Consider the following 20,751-nt stretch of genomic DNA (forward strand, 5'->3'; position numbering starts at 1 on the left):
TAAACCATGATCGCGCTAACAGCCGGGCTGCGTCGCTATATTGCCAACAGCAGCGGGCTCTACCTGACCCGAATTTTTCTGGCGCTGGCGGGCGCCGCCGCCTTTCCCTGGTGGATCGATCAAATCATCTGGACGCTGCCGCTGACGCTGGGCGTGGTAGCCGCCGCGTTGGCCGATCTTGACGATCGTTTTACCGGACGGCTACGCAACCTGTTGATTACTCTGCTCTGCTTTTGTATCGCCTCCGTCTCGGTCGAACTGCTGTTTCCCTGGCCGTGGCTGTTTATTATCGGGCTGGCCTTTTCCGCCTGGGGCTTTATTCTGCTGGGCGCGCTTGGGCAGCGCTACGCCACCATCGCGTTTGGCGCACTGCTGATCGCCATTTATACCATGCTGGGCGTCAGCCTGTTTTCACAATGGTATCTCCAGCCGGTGCTGCTGCTGCTTGGCGCGATCTGGTATAACCTGCTTACGCTGGTAGGACATTTACTCTTTCCTATCCGCCCGTTGCAGGAAAATCTGGCGCGTAGCTATAGCCTGCTGGCGCACTATCTGGAAGCCAAAGCCCACCTGTTCGATCCTGACGTTGAAGAAAACGACGATCGCGGTTTAGTCGATGTGGCGATGGCCAACGGTAAGCTGGTTGCCGTACTTAATGAGACAAAAACCTCGATACAAAGCCGACTGCGCGGCGATCGCGGACAGCGCGGCACGCGGCGCACGCTGCACTACTATTTTGTCGCGCAGGATATTCACGAGCGCGCCAGCTCTTCCCACGTGCAATACCATGCGCTGCGCCAGCAGTGGCGCTACAGTGAAATTCTGTTCCGCTTTGAACGTTTGCTGACGATGCAGGCGCAGGCGTGCCGCCAGCTTTCGCATGCGATTTTACTGCGTCAGAGCTACCAGCACGATTCCCGCTTTGAGCGCGCCTTTGGTCATTTGCAGGCCGCGCTGGAACGTCTGCCCGACACGCCGGAAGATAAAGCGCGACAAAAAGCGCTGCATTATCTGCTGAGAAACCTGAAGGCGATCGATGCGCAGCTGGCGACGATTGAATCGGAGCAGGCGCTGGAACAGGCGCGCCATAGCGGCAGCGATACCCATTTGTCCAGCGAAGGACTGACCGGCTGGAGCGATATCCGTCTGCGATTCAGCCGGCATCTGACGCCGGAATCACCGCTGTTTCGCCATGCGGTGCGCATGTCGCTGGTACTTTGCGTCGGCTACGCCTTTATTCAGCTTACCGGCCTGCAGCGCGGCTACTGGATTATGCTAACCAGCCTGTTTGTCTGCCAGCCCGGCTATAACGCTACGCGGCGGCGCCTGGCGCTGCGTATTATCGGCACGCTGGCGGGTATCGCCATTGGACTGCCGGTGCTGTGGCTGGTGCCATCCATCGATGGCCAGCTGCTGCTGATCGTCCTCTCCGGCGTGCTGTTCTTCGCCTTTCGTCAGGTGCAGTATGCGCATGCCACGATGTTTATTACGCTGCTGGTGCTGCTCTGCTTCAACCTGCTGGGTGAAGGTTTCGTGGTTGCCGTACCACGTATCGTCGATACCCTGCTCGGCTGCGGCATCGCCTGGCTTGCCGTCAGCTATATCTGGCCGGACTGGCGTTTCCGTCGTTTACCCGCCGTGGCGGAAAAAACCCTGACGGCTAACTGCCGTTATCTGGACGCAATCCTTGAACAGTATCATCAGGGGAAAGACAACCGCCTGGCCTATCGCATTGCGCGACGCGATGCGCACAACGGCGACGCGGAGCTGGCATCCGTTGTTTCTAACCTGTCGACGGAAATGCGCCCCGATCCGCTGCAGCGCGAAGCAGCCTTTCGCTTACTTTGTCTCAATCATTCTTTTTTAAGCTATATATCCGCGCTGGGCGCCCACCGGGAAAAGATAACGCAGCCGGAACTGCTGACGCTGTTAGACGACGCGGTCTGCTATGTGAACGATGTTTTGCAGGTCAACATCGTTAGCGAACAGCAAACGCAGCAGATGATGAACATGCTATCTGCCCGTATCAGCCACTTAAACAATGAAGCGGATTCTCAGGGACAGCTGGTGCTACAACAGATCGGCCTGTTGATCGCCCTGCTTCCGGAAATCGCCCATTTGAAAAAGCAGCTTGCGTTGCCTTCTGCCGCTTAGCGGTGCCGTCCTTTACCGGCGTTCACCGTGTAGTAAAACCAGTGGCGCAGCTCTTCTTTTACCTCTGCGGGCAGCGCCGCCTGATGATGACCGGAAATGGCGCCCTGCAGAGCCAGCAGGCAGTTCAGCCCCAGGTGTTGATTGCGCGCTCTTAACCGCAGCCAGCAATCCTTCGCGCCCGCCTCACGCAGGGCATGCACGCTGTTGATGCCGATCTCCCGCAGCAGCGTCTCCATGCGAACGCCCATATTGGGCAGATCCTTAACGCGCATAGTATGCCGGCGGGCGTTTTTTTGCTGCCGGGCCAACGCCAGCGCCGACTTTGACAGTTTGATCAGCAGCGATCTATCGGCCCACAGCTCCTCGTTGATACGATAATAATGCAGGATAACCGGCAGGCCTTTTTTATTGATAACCAGCGGCGGTAAACACTGTTTGCTGAGATAGCTATTTAACGTTTCGCTGCCGCGCAGATAAAGTTCCCCATTAGTGATTAAGGCAAACACAACCTTTTCTACCGCCAGGCTATAGCCGCCAAACTGCGAGCGAACAGTAATATTGCCTAATGCGGCCAGCTGTGCTTTTGATTGAGCAATGCGCTGTTGTGTATCCATATGCTGCTCCAGTTCCTTAACGATTTAGGACTAACTCCCTGTTTTACTTCATCTAAAAACATAGGCAATTCTGGTTAACGATTCAATTACTAAATTAACTTGCAGTAATTTACGTAGTAAAATTGCGAGACGTTTTCAAAAAATGAGGTTGATCTTAGCTCTTTATCGCATTACTGTATATCCATACAGTAACCACATGAGCTGATAATCATGCGTACCCACTTACTGAAGTCCTCTTTTGCTCGCGCGGCCCTGCCAGGCCACTCTGATGCTTCTTTATCGCCGACGCTGGCTCACGGCTGGATTAGCGAATTAAGTTACAGTGAAGCGCAGCCGGGACTGACGCAGCTGCTGCTACTGCCGCTGCTTCAGCAGCTGGGCGCTCAGTCACGCTGGCAGCTGTGGCTTACTCCGCCGCAAAAGATCAGCCGCAGCTGGCTGAAAGCTTCCGGGCTACCGCTGAATAAAATGATGCAGATCGCCAACCAGCCGAAGGCAGGGACGGTCGCAGCGATGATAAAAGCATTGCAGACGGGCAATTACAGCGTTGTGCTGGGATGGTTTCCGTACGATATTAGTGAAAATGAGCGGCGGCAGCTTGAAGAAGCAGCTTCGGTTGGGCAGGCTTTGGGGCTGATTATGCGTCCGCAAACCGGCGGTTCGTTACTTGACGGACAAAAAAACCGGCTGAAAATTCACTCAACTTTGTATCATTAAGTAAATATAAGATAAATCTCAGTTAAAAACGGCGGCATTCTTCTGATAACCCGCTGATTCTACTCTGGCGCGGCTGCGCCTGAGTTTCGCCATACTGACTTATACTTTTTTTGGCGCTAAAAATCAGGACAGATGTTAAAAATTGTGTACGGAACAGTCTTTTTTTGCGCACCTGCCTCACAACTTACTTGTAAGTTTCTCGCCACGTTGTAGACTTTATCTCGCCAGGGTGCTCAATAACCTCCGTTTTCCGGTAGAGTAATAATCGAGCAAAAGGACCCGGCGAAGGATTACAACCAAGAGCTTACTTTAAGCTCCTTGCCTATTTGGATGATAACGAGGCGCAAAAAATGAAAAAGACAGCTATCGCAATTGCAGTGGCACTGGCTGGCTTCGCTACCGTAGCGCAGGCCGCTCCGAAAGATGACACCTGGTACACCGGTGCTAAACTGGGCTGGTCTCAGTATCACGATACTGGTTACTACGGTAACAACTACGTAAATAACGATGGCCCGACTCACGAAAGCCAGCTGGGCGCTGGTGCATTCGTTGGTTATCAGGCTAATCCTTATCTTGGCTTCGAGCTGGGTTATGACTGGCTCGGCCGTATGCCGTACAAAGGCGACGTAGTAAACGGCGCTTTCAAAGCACAAGGCATCCAGCTGGCAGCTAAACTGAGCTACCCGATTATGGATGACCTGGATATCTATACCCGCCTGGGTGGTATGGTATGGCGCGCTGACTCTACTCAGCACGTTGTTGGTACTAACATCAGCCGTAAAGACCACGATACCGGCGTTTCTCCGCTGGCCGCCGTTGGTGTTGAATATGCGCTGACCAAAAACTGGGCTACCCGTCTGGACTACCAGTGGGTTAACAACATCGGCGATGCAGGTACCGTTGGTACGCGTCCTGATAACGGCATGCTGAGCCTGGGCCTTTCCTACCGCTTCGGTCAGGATGATGCAGTAGCTCCGATGCCGGCCCCGACTCCGGCTCCGGCTCCGGTTGTTGAAACCAAGCACTTCACGCTGAAATCTGACGTGCTGTTCAACTTCAACAAGTCCACGCTGAAAGCTGAAGGTCAGCAGGCGCTGGATCAGCTGTACTCTCAGCTGAGCTCCATGGATCCGAAAGATGGTTCTGTTATCGTTCTGGGCTACACTGACCGTATCGGTTCTGACCAGTACAACCAGAAACTGTCTGAGAAACGCGCTCAGTCCGTTGTTGATTACCTGGTATCTAAAGGTATCCCGGCTAACAAGATCTCTGCACGTGGCATGGGTGAATCTAACCCGGTTACTGGCAACACCTGTGACAGCGTGAAAGGCCGTAACGCCCAGATCGAATGCCTGGCGCCGGACCGTCGCGTAGAAATCGAAGTTAAAGGTATGAAAGACGTTGTTACTCAGCCGCAGGCTTAAGTAATAGTCGTTACGAAAAACCCCGCTCAGGCGGGGTTTTTTTATAGCTGCGTCGTAGCTAACGCTCTACTTTATATCGTCTTTACCGAGAATGGCCTGTAGATCCTGACGTAGCGTCGACATCTGGCTGGCATATTTCTCTTTCCGCTCGGCATCCTCAATAAGCTGTACGATAGTCTCGGAGAGAGTGCTGCCGCGACGATGCGCCAGCCCCGCCAGCCTTTGCCACACCAGATATTCCAGATCGATGGATTTCTTACGGGTATGCTGATGTTCAGCATTAAAATGACGCTTTCGCCGCGCGCGAATCGTCTGCTTCATGCGGTTTTCCAGCGCCGGATTGATATGTTGCCCGATCCATTTCACCACATCCGTCGGATGGTTCTCCATCGCCAGTAAAGCCTTCACGGCCTCCTGCGCGGCGCTGATTTCAACGTATCGGGTGATCGGCTCCCCTTCCCGATGTTTTTTCACCAGGTACTTCCATTTCCATCCGCTTTCAAGGTTTTCCAGCTGCTGATATTTCATCGGAATCTCATCATGAGCAGGTAACAAACTAAGAATAACAGCTTTTTTATCTCTTGCGGCAGAGAAAGGCGCAGCGGAGCATGCGCCATGCGCTTTCTCAATAGCGGCTCGATCTCTGCCGTGCTTAACAGCCTGAAAAGCTGTATAATCGCGCTTTTCATTAATACAAGACAAATACGATCACTTTGACCAGCAACCGACTTGCATGGCAGGCGTTACAGCCTGATGCCGATAGTTTCCAGCCTATTTTCTCCCGCGACTTTAGCGATAACGGCACCGATATTCTGCCGGATATTCAGCCTCGCCTGTTTGATGCCGCCCAGTTGCTGCAGCGCAGCCGCGCTCCTTTTCCACTGCTGCTGATTCGCTGTGCGGAAAACAGCGAGACGCTGTCATTACTGGCGCAAACATTACAGCATAACGGCGCGAAGAAGAAGGGGCTTTACGGCGGTAACTATCTGATTAATGAAGAACAGATTAGCTGGCAACCGGCGCAGACGGCAGAGGAAGCATTTGCCAGCCGCGGCGATACGCAGTGCGCCGACTGGATCGAACCTGAACAGCTTTTTGGCTGCGTACGTATCTTTGCGCAACGCATTACGCTGGAACCGGGCCTGATTCATCGCGCTAACGGCGGTACGCTGCTGCTCTCCCTGCGCACGCTGCTGGCGCAGCCGCTGATGTGGCTGCGTCTGAAACAGATCGTGCAGCAACGACGTTTTGACTGGCTGTCGCCGGATGAGTCGCGCCCGCTGCCGGTCGCCATTCCCTCAATGCCGATGCAGCTGAAGCTGGTGCTGTGCGGCGATCGCGATGCGATGGCGGATTTTCAGGAGATGGAGCCTGAACTCGCTTCACTGGCTATTTACAGCGAATATGAAGAAAGCCTGCGCCTGGAAGAGCCGGAGGATATGGCCCTGTGGTGCCGCTGGATTACGGCGCTGTCACGCCAGGCCGGCCTGCCGGCGATAATGCCCGACTTCTGGCCTCTGCTGCTGCAGGAGGCGGTACGCTACAGCGGCGATCAGCAGATCCTGCCGCTGTGCCCAGCCTGGATCGGGCGCCAGCTGCGCGAAGCCGCCGGGTATGGCGAGAGGCTGGATGCGGAGGCGTTACAAACCGCGCTGGACGCGCGCAGCTGGCGGGAAAATTATCTGCCGGAGCAGATGCGCGATGAGATCCTGCTTGATCAGATCCTGATTGAAACCGAAGGCGCCGTCGCTGGCCAAATTAACGGGCTGTCAGTGGTGGAGTTTCCTGGCCACCCGCGCGCCTTCGGCGAGCCGTCGCGCATTAGCTGCGTGGTCCATGTGGGCGACGGCGAGTTCACCGACGTTGAACGTAAAGCCGAGCTGGGCGGCAATATTCATGCCAAGGGCATGATGATTATGCAGGCTTTTCTGATTGCCGAGCTGGAGCTCGATCAGCAGCTCCCCTTCTCCGCCTCGCTGGTATTTGAGCAATCTTACTCCGAGGTTGACGGCGACAGCGCCTCGCTCGCCGAGCTGTGCGCTCTGGTCAGCGCGCTGGCCGAACAGCCGATTAATCAGCAGATCGCCGTCACCGGTTCGGTCGACCAGTTTGGTCATGTTCAGCCGGTTGGCGGGCTGAATGAAAAAATTGAAGGCTTCTTTGAAGTCTGTCAGCAACGCGGCCTGACCGGCCAGCAGGGCGTGATTATCCCGGCGGCAAACGTACGTCATCTCTGCCTGCAGCAGGCAGTGGTGGACGCGGTACGTGACGGACAGTTTCATCTGTGGGCGGTCAACGAAGTTGACGAGGCGCTGCCGCTGCTGACCGGCATCGCCTGGAAGCAGGATAACGCGCCATGTTTACTGCAGTCGATTCAGGAACGCATCACAGAATTTAATCAACAGCACGCGCGCCAGCGCCCCTGGCCGCTGCGTTGGCTAAACTGGTTTAACCACAGCTGATCGGAGTTGTTCAGCTTACACCTGTTAGCTAAACTTCGTGATTCACTAAACAAGGCTTATTGAACATGGTTGAAAAACGCGACTCCTATACAAAAGAAGATCTGATTGCCTCTGGACGCGGAGAGCTTTTTGGCGCTGAAGGTCCGCCGCTGCCGTCAGGCAATATGCTGATGATGGACCGCGTGGTCAAAATGAGCGAAGAAGGCGGTAATTTTGGTAAGGGATATGTTGAAGCCGAGCTGGATATCAATCCCGATCTATGGTTTTTCTCCTGCCACTTTATTGGCGATCCGGTAATGCCGGGCTGTCTGGGTCTTGACGCCATGTGGCAGCTGGTCGGTTTTTACCTGGGCTGGCTGGGCGCGGAAGGCAAAGGCCGTGCGCTGGGCGTTGGCGAAGTGAAATTTACCGGCCAGGTGCTGCCGACTGCTAAGAAGGTCACCTACCGTATCCATTTTAAACGCGTCATTAACCGTAAGCTGGTAATGGGCGTCGCGGATGGCGAAGTGCTGGTTGACGGAAACGTTATCTACACCGCCAGCGATTTGAAAGTGGGTCTGTTTAAAGACACCACCGCGTTCTAAACGCCTTAACAAAAACCTCCGCTTGCAGCGGAGGTTATCCTTTTTCTGAACAGGCCGTCAGGCCAGCGCCGTACTGACGCTAACCGCCCTGTCCTCCATGGCTTTTCGCCAACCTCCCAACCAGTGAGACCGAGCCTCTATCATTTGATAAGGACACATTTCTTTTGAGCGCCCGTTGATGCCAGCCTGATAACCTCGTGAATGTGCCCGTTCCAGGCGGTCTCGTTTCTGTCTCTTCATGCCTCATTTCCCTCATTCAGGTATGGTGGAACTGGTGGAAAGAAAACAATGGTCACAAAATGCGCAACCACATTTCTGTTCTACCTCTATCGGCGGCAAAGGTCAATGCGCAAAATTCACGCCATTGTCATACGAATAAGCTATTTTTAGAGGTTTTCCTGGCGGATTTGACTGTCTGAGGGGCAACTTTTTGATTGTGAAATGAAAAAATTCCGATCCGGGCGCGCTGAGCGGCGCCGGCAGATCGGAATCAGGGACAGAATAATTAATTCTGTTGTAGAGCAGAAAAAGCAGTAGCCATCTTTTGCGCTTCCTGCTGCCAGCCCTGCGCCAGGGTTCTTACCAGCGCGTCATAGCCATCTTCCTGCTGCGGCAGCGTCAGATTAAATGGTTGACGGGTAATCCTTCCGCCGTGCTCCAGCGTCCAGCTGCCGCTGATAACCACTTGCCCGTCATAGCGGCCATGAAAGCCGGTCACGTTCACATTCAGCGTATCATGCCGTTCGCCCAGCGGCGCGGCGGAAATCAGCCGGCCAGGCAGCGCATTGCTGAGGTTAGTTACCAGCGTCTGCTGCAGCTGCTGATCGAGCGGGCTGGCCCACAAATTGTTCGCCGCGATCACGTACTTTACGTCACTGGTTTGATAAACCACGCCGTTGCCCGCCAGGTAATCGGGCACCGATACGCGCTCCACCCATATCGGCGGCGCGGCATCCGCCAGTAGCGTGCTTTGGCCGCCCGGCGTCGTTGTCGGCGCCGCCGCCGGCAGCTGGTAAAGCGTGGTTTGCGTGGTACTGCTACAGGCGCTTAACGCCAGCGCCATCGCCAGCGGCATCCATTTCATCATTGTTTCGCCCTCTTCGGCTGCGGGTCTTCGCCTGGCTTGGCTTCAAATACCAGCGCGTTGCTCTTCTGATTAAGCGTTTTCAGTACCGGCTGTAGCTCGCGCAGAACCTGATCGAGCCGCTGCATATCGCCCACCAGCTTGTTGTAGGCCGGCGATCCCGGCTGTAGCCCTTTCATGCTGCGGTTCAGCTCGCGCAGCGTCTGCTGCATATCCTGCGGCAGCTGCTGCATTGACGGGCTGGCGGTAAGCTTATTCACGTTATCCAGCGTCTTCTGCAGCTCCTGCAGCGTGCGCTGGCTCTCTTTCAGCGTACCGGTAGCCTGGTTGATCATCGGATTCAGCGGCAGCTTGTTAATTTTGTCGAGCGCATCCATCAGCTTCTGCTGAATCTGACTTAACCCGCCGGTAACGGTAGGAATAATCTCCAGCCCGGCAACCTTATCCGGCCCTTTATACTGCGGGGCGTTATCGTAAAAATCGAGATCGATATACAGCGAACCGGAAAGCAGGTTGCCGGTTTTCAGCGAGGCGCGCAGGCCACGCTTTTTACCATCCTGCAGGTGCTGCTCAATATTGAAATCGCTGCCCAGACGGTTAATAAAACGATCGGGTTCGATACGCACCAGTACCGGAATACGGTAATCATTATTCAGCGACTGATTCCAGCCCGGCACGGTGTAAGGCGCCTGCGCGACGGTGCCAAGGCGAATGCCGCGGAACTCTACCGGCGCGCCCGGCTGCAGGCCGCGAATCGAATCGTTAAAGAACATCAGGAAATCGAGATGGTTGGTGTAGAGCGAATCCTGAATGCTGCGCTGATCGTCGTACAGGTGATATTCCGCCTTATTTTCCGCAGGTACGCCCAGCTCCCAGCCGTTGGGCACGTCAAAACTGACGCCGCCGCTAAACAGCGTGGTCAGCGATCCCATTTCGACGCGCATGCCGGATGCGGACATTTCTACCGCAATGCCGCTGTCTTTCCAGAAACGCACGTTAGAAGTGACCAGCCGATCGTAAGGCGCGGCGACAAAAAGCTGATACTGCATAGCGCGTTTGTCGGCATCAAAACTGCTGGTTTCTACCGATCCGACGCGATAGCCGCGGAACAGCACCGGATCGCCCGGATTAAGCTGGCCCGCTTTGGTACTGTCCAGCACGATACGGATGCCTTTTGCGTCAGGCGGCGCCAGCGGCGGCGCATCGAGCAATTTATAGCGATCCGGCTTGCTGCCCTTACTGCCCGGCTGCAGTTCAATGTAGGCGCCGGAGAGCAGCGTGCCAAGACCGGTTATGCCTTCGCGTCCCACCTGCGGTTTCACGACCCAGAAGACGCTGTCCTCATGCAGCAGCTTTTCCATTCCCGCATTGAGCCGGGCTTTAATCTCCACATGATGCAGATCGTCGGTCAGTACGGCGCTTTCCACCACGCCCACGTCCACGCTGCGGCTTTTAATCGCCGTCTTGCCACCTTCAATGCCTTCGGCGTTGGTGGTAATCAGCGTCACCTCCGGCCCCTGATGGCTGAAATGGTAAAACAGGATCCAGGCGCCAATCAGAACGGTAACCACCGGCACTATCCATACCGGCGACCAGCGTTTAATTTGATCCACTTTGGCAACGCCGTGATTATTTTCCGTCAAGACTCGGCTCCTTCATACTATTCTCTGGTTCACGATCCCAGGTGAGACGGGGATCAAACGTCATGGCGGCAAACATTGTCAGGATCACCACTGCCGCGAAGAGTATCGCACCCGGCGCGGGATAAATATTCATTAACTGCCCAATACGTACCAGGGCGGAGAGTACGGCAATAACAAAAACATCGATCATCGACCAGCGGCCGACAAATTCCACCACTTCATAAATCAGATGCATCTTTTCGCTGTCGCGCCTGCCATGCCCGTTGGCATCCCAGCACAGCCAGCCGATAGCCAACATTTTCAGCGATGGCACCATAATACTGGCGATAAAGATTACCAGCGCCACCGGATAAGAGCCGTCGCTCCACAGCAGGATAACTCCGGCCATGATATTGGAGCCCATTCTGTCGCCCAGCGCCTCGGTTACCATAATCGGCAGGATATTGGCGGGAATATAGATAATAACCGAGGTAAACAGCAGCGCCAGCGTCCACTGCAGGCTGTGCCGACGACGCGCGTGCGCTATCGTCGCACAGCGCGGACAGAGAGAACGCTCGGCGGGCAGCACCGCAGTACAACATGGACAGGATCGCAGCCCCTGCTTCAGGCCGCTGATGCCGGCCTGCGGCCTGAACGGCAGCGGCGGCTGCGGAGCGATTTCCCGCCACAGCCAGCGTCGATCGACGCACTGAAAGGCGCGCAGCTGCAGCAGGCAAAACAGGCACCAGGGCAGAAAACTGCTGCCGATGCCGATATCGCCGTAGGCCATCAGCTTAACGAAGCTAACCAGCACGCCAGCAAGGAAAATTTCCGCCATCCCCCAGCTTTTCAGCTTAAACAGAATACGCGCCAGGCCAATACGCAGCGGCTGCGGCAACGGCAGCGGATTAACCAGCAGCAGCAGCGTTACCATGCAAAAAGCGGGCACCGCCTGCACGAACAGCATAAACAGCGTAGCGAGGCTGGCGTAATCTTCCGAAACCATCACCTGTGGGATCTCCATCAGAGTGATTTCGCTGCCCAGCCCGGAGACCTGCATACTGACAAAGGGAAACAGGTTGGCCAGCAGCAGCATAAACAGCGCGGCCAGCGCATAGCCGGAGGGCCGCCTGCGCGGCTCGCTCCAGTTAACGATCAGGGCGGCGTGGCAGCGTGGACAGCTCGCCTTTTGCCCGATAGCAATCGGCGGCAGCCGCGTCATCAGGTCGCACTGCGGGCAAAGCATCCACTCTTCTGAGTGTTCGGAGGAACACATAGCCTACTCCCGCTCTCAGGCGCCGTTTTTCAGCGATTCAAGGTATTCCCAGCGTTCGAAAGCGCTTTCCAGCTGCTGCTCGGCTTGCGCCAGCGCATCCAGCACCGGCTGCGTTTTATCATGCGGCTGGCTGAAGAAACTGGCGTCCGCCATCTGCGCCTGCAGCTGCTCAATCTGCGCTTCCAGCGCCTCAAGCTGCTGCGGCAGCTGTTCCAGCTCACGCTGTAACTTATAGCTTAGCTTTGCAGCAGGCTGTTTTACCGCCTCGTTTCTGGGCGCTTTCTCCACCGGGGCCGACGCTTTTACCGGCGCGGCGCGGCTCTGACGCGATGCGGCACGCTGATGCTGAGCATCATGATAGCCGCCGACAAAGGCGCCGATATTGCCGTTGCCTTCAAAAATCCAGCATTCGGTAACGGTATTATCTACAAACTGTCGATCGTGGCTGACCAGCAGCACGGTGCCCTGATAGCCATCAATCAGCTCTTCCAGCAGCTCCAGCGTTTCCACATCCAGATCGTTAGTGGGTTCATCGAGGATCAGCAGATTGCTGGGCTTCAGGAACAGGCGCGCCAGCAGCAGACGGTTGCGCTCCCCGCCGGAAAGCGCGCGTACCGGCGTCATGGCGCGTTTCGGATGAAACAGAAACTCCTGTAGATAGCCGAGCACGTGGCGCGGCTTGCCGTTTACCATTACTTCCTGTTTGCCTTCGGCGAGGTTATCCATCACCGTACGATCGGGATCGAGGATGGCGCGGTGCTGATCGAAGTAGGCTACCTCCAGCTTGCTGCCGCTGTGTACGCGTCCGCTGTCCGCCTTAAGCTGGCCCAGCATTAGCTTCAGCAGCGTGGTTTTACCGCAGCCGTTCGGCCCAATCAACGCAATCTTATCGCCGCGCTGTACCTGAGCGCTGAAATCTCTGACCAGCGTGCGATCGCCGATGCTGTAGCTGACATTCTCCAGCTCAAAGACGATCTTGCCGGAGCGGGACGCCTCCTCGACCTGCATCTGCGCCTTGCCCATTACCTCGCGGCGCTCCGAGCGTTCACGACGCAGCGCTTTCAGCGCGCGCACGCGGCCTTCGTTACGGGTACGACGCGCCTTGATGCCCTGGCGAATCCAGACCTCTTCCTGCGCCAGCTTGCGGTCAAATTCAGCGTTCTGCATCTCTTCGACGCGCAGCGCCTCTTCTTTGCCGGTCAGGTATTTATCATAGTCGCCCGGCCAGGAAACCAGCTTGCCGCGATCGAGATCGACAATGCGCGTCGCCATATTGCGGATAAAAGAGCGATCGTGGGAGATAAAGACGATGCTGCCCTGGAAGGTTTTCAGAAAGGTTTCCAGCCAGTCGATGGTTTCAATATCCAGGTGGTTGGTCGGTTCATCCAGCAGCAGCACGCGCGGATTGCTGACCAGCGCTCGTCCCAGCGCCGCCTTACGCAGCCAGCCGCCGGAGAGCGACGACAGCTCCACTTCCGGCTCCAGGCCAATCTGCTGCAGCACGTCGTTAATGCGCGACTCCAGCTGCCACAAATTATGGTGATCCAGCACGCCCTGCAGGCGCGCCATCTCATTAAGATTTTTTTCGCTCGGATCGTTCATCACCACATGGGAAATGGCGTGGTAGGCCTTCAGATGTTCCGCCTGCTCCGCCACGCCTTCGGCGACAAAGTCATATACCGTACCGGCGATATTACGCGGCGGGTCCTGCTGCAAACGCGCCACCACCAGATCCTGCTCGAAGATAATGCGGCCATCGTCCAGCGGCTGCTCGCCGTTGATGATTTTCATCAACGTGGATTTACCGGCGCCGTTGCGCCCTACCAGACAGACGCGCTCATTCTCTTCAATATGCAGTTCGGTGTGATCGAGCAGCGGCGCATCGCTGAACGAGAGATAAGCGTTGTGAATACTAATTAGTGACATACAGCGTTATTCCTTACCGGCGTGGGTAATCAGCCAGCAGTTATGAATGTGGCGGTTGCGGGCAAAATCCAGCGACTGCGTCCTGGCGGTGATCTCCTGGGCGCGCAGGCCGATAGCGGCCAGGCCTTCGTGATCCATTTTAAAACCGCGCTTGTTGTTAGAGAACATAATGGTGCCGCCCGCGCGCAGCAGGCGCTTCAGATCGCGCATCAGCTGCAGATGATCGCGCTGTACGTCAAAGCTCTCTTCCATACGTTTTGAGTTAGAGAAGGTGGGCGGATCGATAAAGATCAGATCGAACTGCTCGCGGCTTTCACGCAGCCAGCTCAGACAGTCCGCCTGCATCAGGCGATGCTGGCGTCCGCTCAGGCCGTTTAAGCGCATATTGCGCTCCGCCCATTCCAGATAAGTGCGCGACATATCTACCGTGGTGGTGGAGCGCGCGCCGCCCAGCCCGGCATGCACGCTGGCGCTGCCGGTATAGGCGAACAGATTGAGGAAATCCTTGCCTTTACTCATCTGCCCCAGCATACGCCGCGCCAGACGGTGATCGATAAACAGACCGGTATCAAGGTAGTCGGTCAGGTTTACCCAGAAGCGCGCATTAAATTCGCTTACCTCGAAATATTCGCCTTTCTCGCCCAGCTTCTGGTACTGGCTTTTACCCTTTTGTTTTTCGCGCGTTTTCAGCACCAGACGATTGGTCGGCAGCTCCAGTACCGTCAGCGTGGCGCTGATCACATCAAACAGACGCTGACGCGCCTTAAGCGCATCGATGGTTTTCGGCGGCGCATATTCCTGAATCACCACCCAGTCGGCGTAGCGATCGACGGCAACGTTATATTCCGGCAGATCGGCGTCATACAGGCGATAACATTCGATACCCTCCTGACGCGCCCATTTGTCCAGCTTCTTCATATTTTTTTTCAGGCGGTTGGCGTAATCTTCCGCTACCTGCGCGGGCATTCCTTCGCCGCTGCTCGCCGCCAGCTGATAGTTTTTCTGTACGCACTCCAGCGGGCCGTTTTTCGCTTTGAACTGGCGGTCGGCGCGCAGTTGCAAACAGCTCAGCAGATCGGGCGAGGCGCTGAACAGCGAGAGATGCCAGCCGCCAAACTGACTTTTCATGACGCGCCCCAGCTGGCTGTGCAACGCGATCAGCGCCGGTTCGCTCTCCAGACGTTCGCCATAGGGCGGGTTGCTGATAACGGTGCCGACCGGCCCCTGCGGCAGCGGATTTTTCAGCTGCGCCACATCCTGTACGCCGAAGGTAAACAGCTCCGCCACGCCGGCGCGACGGGCGTTGCCGCGCGCGCGTTCCAGCACGCGTTCATCATTATCGTAGCCAAAGAAACGTGAGGCGGTCTGCTGCACGCCCTGACGGGCGCGGGCCTGCGCCTCATCGATCAGTTCGCGCCACAGCTCAGGCTGATGCGCTTTCCAGCCCCTGAAACCCCACTGCCGGCGGTTCAGGCCCGGCGCGCGATCGCAGGCGATCAGCGCCGCCTCGATCAGCAGCGTGCCGGAGCCGCACATGGGATCGAGCAGCGGCGTGCCCGGCTGCCAGCCGGAGCGCAGCACCGTAGCGGCCGCCAGATTCTCTTTCATCGGCGCCAGCCCCGTCTGCTGACGATAGCCGCGCTGGTGCATGCCTTCTCCGCTCAGATCGAGCGCGATGCTGGCGCTATTTTTATTCAGCCAGACATTAATGCGCACGTCCGGCTGTTCACGATCGACATCCGGACGCGGCAGGTTTTTGCGGGTAAAGCTGTCGACGATGGCATCTTTTACTTTTAACGCGCCGAACTGGCTGTTGCGGATCGCCTCATTGGTGCCGCTAAAGTGGACGGCAAAGGTGCCGCTAATCAGGTTTGTCCAGTCGATGGCCTGGGCGCCAAGATAGAGATCGAGATCGCTGTAGACCGGGCATTCGCTCAACGGCAGCAGGATACGCGACGCCAGACGGCTCCACAGCAGGCTGCGATACATTAAGCGATCGTCGCCCTGATAATGTACCCCGCCCTGCACCACCTGCAGCTCCTGCGCCCCCAGCGCTTCCAGCTCACTCTTCAACAGCTCTTCGAGCCCACGCGCCGTACTGGCAAACAGAGAATTCATATCATCACTTACAGTATTGGGAAAATTGTTGCGCATTATAGCTAATCGCCGCCGCATGTCATAAAGTTAGCTTCCTTTTAAACGCAGATTCCTGCCCTGGCTGCAGTTAAGTTCGGAGAGCCTTATGATTGTTCTGTCACGCCTGTTTATTCATCCGATCAAATCGATGCGGGGATTACAGCTTTCGCACGCCCAGGTGAGAGAGAGCGGTCTGGCCTTCGATCGTCTGTTTATGCTGACTACCGAAAACGGCACCTTTATTACCGCCCGCCAGTTTCCGCAGCTGGTGCAGTTTATTCCGGCGCTGCTGCCGGACGGGCTGTGGCTGCAGGCGCCGGACAGCAGCAGCGCGACGCTGCGCTACGCTGATTTTCAGCCGCAGCAGGCTGCGACTGAAGTCTGGGGCAATCACTTTACCGCCCGCATCGCGCCGCCGCCGATTAATGACTGGCTGAGCGGCTTTTTCCCGCATCCGGTTCAGCTGCGCTGGGTCGGCCCGGAAATGACGCGCCGGGTAAAACGTCGTCCTGACGTGCCGCTCGGTTTTGCCGACGGCTATCCATTTTTGCTGGTTAACGAAGCCTCGCTGCACGATCTGCAGCAGCGCTGTACGGCAAGCATCCGGCTGGAGCAGTTCCGCCCGAACCTGGCGGTTACCGGCGCGGCAGCCTGGGAAGAAGATCGCTGGGCGCGCCTGCGCATTGGCGAGGTGGAATTTGAGGTCGCGAAGCCCTGCAGCCGCTGCATTTTTACCACCATCAGCCCGGAGCGTGGGCAGAAGCACCCTGCCGGCGAACCGCTGAAAACCTTACAGGGTTTTCGCAGCGCGTTGGATAACAGCGGCGCTGTCGATTTTGGCATGAATTTGATCGCCCGCAACAGCGGCATTATTCGGGTCGGCGATACGCTGGAGGTACTGCAAACTCAGCCGCCGCGCCTGTATGGCGCGGGTAAGACAGCAGAGACGCTGGAAGTAGCAGCGGCGGCGGAAAGCCCTGTGACCATCCGCTACCGCGGCCAGCAGTTTAGCGGAAATAATCAACAGGTTATTCTGGAACAGCTGGAGCTGCAGGGCCATCGCATTCCCTACAGCTGTCGCGCGGGCCTGTGCGGCAGCTGCGCAATGCGGCTGGTCTCAGGCGAAGTAAAGGCGCTGAAGCAGGACGCCGTGCGCGCCGACGGCACCGTGCTGAGCTGCAGCTGCATTCCCGCCGGCGATATTGAACTGGCCTGACGCCGCGCTTGCTCAGCTGGCCCAGGCGTAGTGCTGCGCCTGTTCGGCATGCCAGGGATGCAGGCGATCGTGCATAATTTTAATCGCATCGCCGAGCATCATCGTTTTACCGGCCAGCTGCAGCTGGGGCTGCGCCAGCACGCACAGCGCCGCGCTTTCTCCCGCCTCAATTACCAGCAGCCTGGCTTCTTCCCCGCTCTCGTCAAGGGTAACCGTAACCAGATCGCTGTCGCCCGGCTGCCAGCAGTGACGCTGACGCACGCGAAAATACCAGCTTTTCGGCATCAGCGGCTTCAGGAAACGGTAAGCAACCAGCGCGTTGAGCAGCAGCTCGGCGCTCTGTTCATCGCTGAGCGCCGCTTCGCGGCAGCTCTCCTGCCAGGTATAGAACTGCGCCGCATCGTCAACGCTGAATACAGCGTCGTTAAACGCGTCCGGCGTCAGCATTTTGCGGGAAAAACGCGAGCGAAACAGCATACCATCCGCTAAGTCGAGCATCATACGATCCTGCTCTGCGTCGAAAAACCAACGCCAGTTGTCGTCAGGTTTTATCCTCATGGTTTGCCTTACTACAAGTTGAGGGTTCCGGAATTCAGGTTATCGCCAACCTGAAACAAAATATTGTTCATCAACCACGGCAGAAACAGAAACTATTCGACGCCGTAAATAACAGTTTTCCATTTGAGAACAAAGAATGTACAAAATATAAACCAGCCGGAAACAGATTAAAAGCCCCCGGCCAGATTCTTCAGGAAGGTCAGAGATGGGTCACAATCTCTTTGATCAAACCGGGGCCTTTATAAATAAAGCCGGAGTAGATTTGTACCAGCGTGGCTCCTGCCGCTATTTTCTCGCGCGCGGCAATCAGAGAATCAACGCCGCCCACGCCGATAATCGGTAATTTGCCCTGCAGCTCCTGCGCCAGACGACGGATCACTTCAGTGCTGCGCAGCTGTACCGGTCTCCCGCTCAGGCCGCCTGTCTCTTCGCTAAATTTCATGCCGCTCACCAGCGAACGATCGAGCGTGGTATTAGTCGCGATCACGCCGTCAATCTGATGACGAACCAGGCTATCGGCAATCTGTACCAGCTCTTCTTCAGAAAGATCGGGCGCAATTTTTACCGCCACCGGCACATATTTCAGATGTTTCTTTTCCAGCAATTTCTGCTGCGCCTTTATTGCCATCAGCAAATCATCCAGCGCCTCACCATATTGCAATGTCCGCAAGCCTGGCGTGTTGGGCGAGGAAATATTAACGGCGATATATCCGGCCAGCGGATAGACCTTTTCCATGCAGGTCAAATAGTCCTCTTTTCCCTGCTCTACCGGCGTATCTTTATTTTTGCCGATATTAATGCCCAGCACGCCGTTAAAGCTGGCGCGTTTCACATTTTCCACCAGCCGATCCACGCCGAGATTATTAAAACCCATGCGGTTAATAATCCCTTCGGCCTCCACCAGGCGAAACAGACGCGGCTTATCATTGCCCGGCTGCGGGCGCGGCGTTACCGTTCCTACCTCAATAAAACCGAAGCCCATCGCGCCGAAGGCGTCAATGCAGTCGCCGTTTTTATCCATTCCGGCCGCCAGGCCAAGCGCATTTTTAAAAGTTAACCCCATACAGGTTACCGGACGCGCCGCCAGGCGCTGGCGAATCAATCCTTCCAGCGGCGTACCGCTGATACGACGCAGCTGCTGCAGCGTCAGTTCATGGGCATGTTCTGCGTCAAGACGAAACAAGGCTTTACGTGCGAAAGGGTAAAACATGGGCTCTCCTGAATTCCCGATGGCAAACGGGGCGATATTATCTGGCATAACGGCGGTAAAAAGCCAGAAATGTTAAATCCCGGCGCCAGTAAATCTGAGATTGCCGCCCGGCGCCCTGCTTTAGCGCAAAATTAGCTTTTTATTGCCGGATAAATCATTTAATCGACGCCTTCCGCTCTGCCACTATAAAGCCATTAGTTCTCAATACACCACTAATAATAACCTTAGGTTATAAGGAGTGACGATGCGCGTAATTACTCTGGCAGGAAGCCCCCGATTTCCTTCCCGATCTACGGCGCTGTTAACGCTGTGCCAGCAGACGCTGGAAGGCTGTGGCATCGAAGTGATCCCCTGGAACATTCATAACTTCCCACCGGAGGAGCTGCTCTATGCGCGCTTCGATTCGCCGGCGCTGCTGGCGCTGAAAGGCGATTTAGCGGCGGCCGACGGACTTATTGTCGCCACGCCGGTTTATAAAGCTTCTTTTTCCGGCGCGCTGAAAACCCTGCTCGATCTGCTGCCGGAGCGCGCGCTGGAACATAAAGTAGTGCTGCCGCTGGCTACCGGCGGCACCCTGGCGCATATGCTGGCGGTGGACTACGCGCTGAAGCCGGTGCTGAGCGCGCTGAAGGCGCAGGAAGTGCTGCACGGCGTCTTTGCCGAAGACAGCCAAATCAGCCACTACGATCGGCATCCTGAGATCGGCGCCCTGCTGAACGAGCGGTTAAATGACGCCCTGACCACCTTCTGCTATGCCCTGCGCCAGCGTGAAACTCGCCTGGCACGGGCAGTATAAGGAGCAGCCCATGTCTCTTTTCTCTCGTCAGCTTACCGCTGCCCTGCTGGCGCTGCTCGGCTTCAGCGCAGCCGCCCACTCCGCTCCGCCTGACGCCATCCGTATCGGCTACCAAAAAGGTTCCGTCAGCATGGTGCTGGCTAAAACGCACCGCCTGCTGGAGCAACGCTACCCCAGTACGCAAATTCGCTGGGTAGAGTTTCCCGCCGGGCCGCAGATGCTGGAGGCGCTCAACGTAGGCAGTATCGATCTGGGCAGCACCGGCGATATTCCGCCGCTGTTCGCGCAGGCCGCCGGCGCCGATCTGCTCTATGTCGGCGCCGAACCGCCCAAGCCGCAGGCGGAGGTTATTCTGGTGGCGGCGAACAGCCCGATCAAAACGGTAGCGGATTTAAAAGGCCATAAGGTGGCGCTGCAAAAAGGCTCCAGCGCCCACAACCTGCTGCTGCGCGCGCTGCAAAAAGCGGGCTTACAGTTTCAGGATATCCAGCCGATCTGGCTGACGCCCGCCGACGCGCGCGCCGCTTTCCAGCAGGGCAATGTCGATGCCTGGGCGATCTGGGATCCCTACTATTCCGCCGCTCTGCAACAGGGCAACGTGCGGGTGCTGACCGACGGCAGCGCGCTGAGTCTCACCGGATCTTTCTACCTGGCCAGCCGCAGCTATGCCGAAGCGCACGGCGCATTTATTCAGTCGGTGCTCGATATTTTCAGCCAGGCGGACGCCCTGACGCAGAGCCAGCGTGCCGAAAGCATCCGACTGCTGGCGCAAAGCATGGGGCTGCCTGAAACCGTCATCGCCAGCTATCTCGATCACCGCCCGCCGACGCGCATTACGTCGGTCAGCGCGCAAACGGTACAGGCGCAGCAGCGCACCGCCGATCTGTTTTACCAAAATCATCTGCTTCCCGTGAAGCTCGACGTCACCCGCCATATCTGGCACGGCGCAACCGTACAGTGAAAGGAGAATAT

The 20,751-nt window shown here is 56.6% G+C and carries 18 protein-coding genes; 8 read left to right on the forward strand and 10 right to left on the reverse strand.

What is annotated here, in order from left to right; genetic code table 11:
* Window positions 1-6: 6 nt before the first annotated feature.
* Window positions 7-2,154 (forward strand): YccS family putative transporter, encoded by a 2,148-nt coding sequence (gene yccS / locus FKM52_RS02125; protein ID WP_141174536.1) that lies wholly within the window; start codon window positions 7-9, stop codon window positions 2,152-2,154.
* Here the strand turns inward: yccS and FKM52_RS02130 are convergent.
* A complete protein-coding gene (locus tag FKM52_RS02130) occupies window positions 2,151-2,768 on the reverse strand; it encodes a TfoX/Sxy family DNA transformation protein (protein ID WP_141174537.1) in 618 nt (205 codons plus the stop codon). The genes yccS and FKM52_RS02130 overlap by 4 nt on opposite strands.
* Before the next feature lie 210 nt (window positions 2,769-2,978).
* Between FKM52_RS02130 and sulA the strand changes: the two genes are divergently transcribed.
* The gene (gene sulA, locus FKM52_RS02135; RefSeq protein ID WP_141174538.1) at window positions 2,979-3,485 is read left to right on the forward strand and encodes an SOS-induced cell division inhibitor SulA; all 507 of its coding nucleotides are present in this window, start codon (window positions 2,979-2,981) and stop codon (window positions 3,483-3,485) included.
* Window positions 3,486-3,835: 350 nt separating this feature from the next.
* On the forward strand, window positions 3,836-4,909 hold the full coding sequence (gene ompA / locus FKM52_RS02140) for a porin OmpA (protein WP_141174539.1): 1,074 nt from the start codon (window positions 3,836-3,838) through the stop codon (window positions 4,907-4,909).
* A gap of 66 nt (window positions 4,910-4,975) precedes the next feature.
* On the opposite strand, the gene matP is transcribed toward ompA, so the two are convergent.
* A complete protein-coding gene (matP, locus tag FKM52_RS02145) occupies window positions 4,976-5,437 on the reverse strand; it encodes a macrodomain Ter protein MatP (RefSeq protein ID WP_141174540.1) in 462 nt (153 codons plus the stop codon).
* A gap of 185 nt (window positions 5,438-5,622) precedes the next feature.
* Here matP and FKM52_RS02150 point away from each other — a divergent pair, with 185 nt between their 5' ends.
* Both FKM52_RS02150 and fabA read left to right on the forward strand, forming a co-directional pair.
* A complete protein-coding gene (locus tag FKM52_RS02150; protein ID WP_181407879.1) occupies window positions 5,623-7,371 on the forward strand; it encodes an AAA family ATPase in 1,749 nt (582 codons plus the stop codon).
* 65 nt (window positions 7,372-7,436) lie between these two features.
* Window positions 7,437-7,955: a bifunctional 3-hydroxydecanoyl-ACP dehydratase/trans-2-decenoyl-ACP isomerase gene (fabA, locus tag FKM52_RS02155; protein ID WP_141174541.1), complete on the forward strand. Its 519-nt coding sequence runs from the start codon at window positions 7,437-7,439 to the stop codon at window positions 7,953-7,955.
* 57 nt (window positions 7,956-8,012) lie between these two features.
* Here the strand turns inward: fabA and rmf are convergent, their stop codons facing one another.
* The 6 genes from rmf to rlmKL all read right to left on the reverse strand — a co-directional run bounded on the left by rmf (window position 8,013) and on the right by rlmKL (window position 15,981).
* The gene (gene rmf, locus FKM52_RS02160; protein WP_141174542.1) at window positions 8,013-8,195 is read right to left on the reverse strand and encodes a ribosome modulation factor; all 183 of its coding nucleotides are present in this window, start codon (window positions 8,193-8,195) and stop codon (window positions 8,013-8,015) included.
* Window positions 8,196-8,460: 265 nt separating this feature from the next.
* Entirely contained in the window at window positions 8,461-9,042 is a 582-nt protein-coding gene (pqiC, locus tag FKM52_RS02165; RefSeq protein ID WP_141174543.1) for a membrane integrity-associated transporter subunit PqiC, read from the reverse strand.
* Entirely contained in the window at window positions 9,039-10,682 is a 1,644-nt protein-coding gene (gene pqiB, locus FKM52_RS02170; RefSeq protein WP_141174544.1) for an intermembrane transport protein PqiB, read from the reverse strand. Before pqiB ends, pqiC begins: the two co-directional genes overlap by 4 nt.
* Window positions 10,669-11,937: a membrane integrity-associated transporter subunit PqiA gene (pqiA, locus tag FKM52_RS02175; protein ID WP_141174545.1), complete on the reverse strand. Its 1,269-nt coding sequence runs from the start codon at window positions 11,935-11,937 to the stop codon at window positions 10,669-10,671. The genes pqiB and pqiA overlap by 14 nt, the downstream gene beginning before the upstream one ends.
* A 15-nt stretch (window positions 11,938-11,952) precedes the next feature.
* The gene (locus tag FKM52_RS02180; protein ID WP_141174546.1) at window positions 11,953-13,863 is read right to left on the reverse strand and encodes an ABC transporter ATP-binding protein; all 1,911 of its coding nucleotides are present in this window, start codon (window positions 13,861-13,863) and stop codon (window positions 11,953-11,955) included.
* A 6-nt stretch (window positions 13,864-13,869) separates the two neighbouring features.
* On the reverse strand, window positions 13,870-15,981 hold the full coding sequence (gene rlmKL / locus FKM52_RS02185) for a bifunctional 23S rRNA (guanine(2069)-N(7))-methyltransferase RlmK/23S rRNA (guanine(2445)-N(2))-methyltransferase RlmL (RefSeq protein WP_141174547.1): 2,112 nt from the start codon (window positions 15,979-15,981) through the stop codon (window positions 13,870-13,872).
* A 124-nt stretch (window positions 15,982-16,105) separates the two neighbouring features.
* Between rlmKL and FKM52_RS02190 the strand changes: the two genes are divergently transcribed.
* Window positions 16,106-17,215 carry a YcbX family protein gene (locus FKM52_RS02190; protein ID WP_141174548.1) on the forward strand — a complete coding sequence of 370 codons (1,110 nt, stop codon included), beginning with the start codon at window positions 16,106-16,108 and terminating at the stop codon, window positions 17,213-17,215.
* A gap of 12 nt (window positions 17,216-17,227) precedes the next feature.
* Here FKM52_RS02190 and FKM52_RS02195 read toward each other — a convergent pair whose 3' ends face one another.
* Together FKM52_RS02195 and pyrD are read right to left on the reverse strand one after the other, a co-directional pair.
* Window positions 17,228-17,773 carry a cell division protein ZapC gene (locus FKM52_RS02195; protein WP_141174549.1) on the reverse strand — a complete coding sequence of 182 codons (546 nt, stop codon included), beginning with the start codon at window positions 17,771-17,773 and terminating at the stop codon, window positions 17,228-17,230.
* Between the two features lie 199 nt (window positions 17,774-17,972).
* Window positions 17,973-18,983, reverse strand: a complete 1,011-nt coding sequence (gene pyrD, locus FKM52_RS02200; protein ID WP_141174550.1) for a quinone-dependent dihydroorotate dehydrogenase — start codon at window positions 18,981-18,983, stop codon at window positions 17,973-17,975.
* 244 nt (window positions 18,984-19,227) lie between these two features.
* Here pyrD and ssuE point away from each other — a divergent pair, with 244 nt between their 5' ends.
* Both ssuE and FKM52_RS02210 read left to right on the forward strand, forming a co-directional pair.
* Window positions 19,228-19,779: an NADPH-dependent FMN reductase gene (ssuE, locus tag FKM52_RS02205; RefSeq protein WP_141174551.1), complete on the forward strand. Its 552-nt coding sequence runs from the start codon at window positions 19,228-19,230 to the stop codon at window positions 19,777-19,779.
* Between the two features lie 10 nt (window positions 19,780-19,789).
* On the forward strand, window positions 19,790-20,740 hold the full coding sequence (locus FKM52_RS02210; RefSeq protein ID WP_141174552.1) for a sulfonate ABC transporter substrate-binding protein: 951 nt from the start codon (window positions 19,790-19,792) through the stop codon (window positions 20,738-20,740).
* The last annotated feature ends 11 nt before the right edge of the window (window positions 20,741-20,751 follow it).

The sequence above is a fragment of the Mixta tenebrionis genome (assembly GCF_006517625.1).
Lineage (GTDB): Bacteria > Pseudomonadota > Gammaproteobacteria > Enterobacterales > Enterobacteriaceae > Mixta > Mixta tenebrionis.

What these genes read in the sequence shown, in the direction of transcription:
- pqiC (WP_141174543.1), bottom strand. Translation starts at nt 9,042, where the DNA reads ATGATGAAATGGATGCCGCTGGCGATGGCGCTGGCGTTAAGCGCCTGT.
- rmf (WP_141174542.1), bottom strand. Translation starts at nt 8,195, where the DNA reads ATGAAGAGACAGAAACGAGACCGCCTGGAACGGGCACATTCACGAGGT.
- ssuE (WP_141174551.1), top strand. Translation starts at nt 19,228, where the DNA reads ATGCGCGTAATTACTCTGGCAGGAAGCCCCCGATTTCCTTCCCGATCT.
- matP (WP_141174540.1), bottom strand. Translation starts at nt 5,437, where the DNA reads ATGAAATATCAGCAGCTGGAAAACCTTGAAAGCGGATGGAAATGGAAG.
- FKM52_RS02195 (WP_141174549.1), bottom strand. Translation starts at nt 17,773, where the DNA reads ATGAGGATAAAACCTGACGACAACTGGCGTTGGTTTTTCGACGCAGAG.
- ompA (WP_141174539.1), top strand. Translation starts at nt 3,836, where the DNA reads ATGAAAAAGACAGCTATCGCAATTGCAGTGGCACTGGCTGGCTTCGCT.
- pyrD (WP_141174550.1), bottom strand. Translation starts at nt 18,983, where the DNA reads ATGTTTTACCCTTTCGCACGTAAAGCCTTGTTTCGTCTTGACGCAGAA.
- fabA (WP_141174541.1), top strand. Translation starts at nt 7,437, where the DNA reads ATGGTTGAAAAACGCGACTCCTATACAAAAGAAGATCTGATTGCCTCT.
- rlmKL (WP_141174547.1), bottom strand. Translation starts at nt 15,981, where the DNA reads ATGAATTCTCTGTTTGCCAGTACGGCGCGTGGGCTCGAAGAGCTGTTG.
- sulA (WP_141174538.1), top strand. Translation starts at nt 2,979, where the DNA reads ATGCGTACCCACTTACTGAAGTCCTCTTTTGCTCGCGCGGCCCTGCCA.
- yccS (WP_141174536.1), top strand. Translation starts at nt 7, where the DNA reads ATGATCGCGCTAACAGCCGGGCTGCGTCGCTATATTGCCAACAGCAGC.
- FKM52_RS02180 (WP_141174546.1), bottom strand. Translation starts at nt 13,863, where the DNA reads ATGTCACTAATTAGTATTCACAACGCTTATCTCTCGTTCAGCGATGCG.
- FKM52_RS02190 (WP_141174548.1), top strand. Translation starts at nt 16,106, where the DNA reads ATGATTGTTCTGTCACGCCTGTTTATTCATCCGATCAAATCGATGCGG.
- FKM52_RS02210 (WP_141174552.1), top strand. Translation starts at nt 19,790, where the DNA reads ATGTCTCTTTTCTCTCGTCAGCTTACCGCTGCCCTGCTGGCGCTGCTC.
- FKM52_RS02130 (WP_141174537.1), bottom strand. Translation starts at nt 2,768, where the DNA reads ATGGATACACAACAGCGCATTGCTCAATCAAAAGCACAGCTGGCCGCA.
- pqiA (WP_141174545.1), bottom strand. Translation starts at nt 11,937, where the DNA reads ATGTGTTCCTCCGAACACTCAGAAGAGTGGATGCTTTGCCCGCAGTGC.